A 703-nucleotide genomic window follows, 5' to 3' on the forward strand; every position below is an offset into this window, starting at 1 on the left:
AACACTCTTTATTTCGTTACTCGCCGATCAGGAGCGGCTGCAACTGGCACAGGAAGCGTTAGCCGATGAAAAAGAAATTCTGGCCATCATTCAGCGCCGTGTGAATGCCGGTCGCGCACCCAATACTGACCAGATACTGGCACGTACCCGTTTGACAGAGCAGGAGTTGGCAGTGGAAGAATTCGGGCACCGGCTGCAGTCGGCGTCACTGCGATTGTCTGCGCAGTGGGGAGCGGCAGAAACCCAGCTTTATGCCGCGGGAAACCTGCTGCCATTTCTGCCGTTGGCAAAAGCCGAAGCTGCCATGAACAAATTGCAGGAAACCCCGTCACTGGACCAGATAAAAGCGGAAGCAGAACTGTTCAGTGCGGAAGGAAAACTCGCGAGTGAAGAAGCGGTAACCCCGTGGTCGGCTGGCGCAGGCGTGCGCCGTTTCGAAAATACAGATGACTATGCCCTGGTCGCCCAGTTCAGCATTCCACTGGGCGCGAATCAGCGCTACGCCGCTCTTCAGCGCTCGGTCAATGTCCGTGAAGAACAGAAGACACTTTCAGCACAGGCGCATTTGCAACAACTGACCATCCAAACCCGCACACTGCTGATGGAACTGGAACACAGCCAGCACGTTATCAATACCCTGACAGAAACCATTCTGCCGACTCTCAATAACGGTCGTCAGCAGGCGCTTAAAGCCTATGAAAAC

At 54.8% G+C, this 703-nt stretch carries 1 protein-coding gene; it reads left to right on the forward strand.

The annotated features are described in order from the left end of the window. Positions 1-703 (forward strand): TolC family protein (locus I9W95_RS13010; RefSeq protein WP_225675571.1); only part of this gene is annotated, 703 nt, incomplete at both ends.

The sequence above is a fragment of the Thalassolituus marinus genome, assembly GCF_020320395.1.
GTDB lineage: Bacteria > Pseudomonadota > Gammaproteobacteria > Pseudomonadales > Oceanobacteraceae > Venatoribacter > Venatoribacter marinus.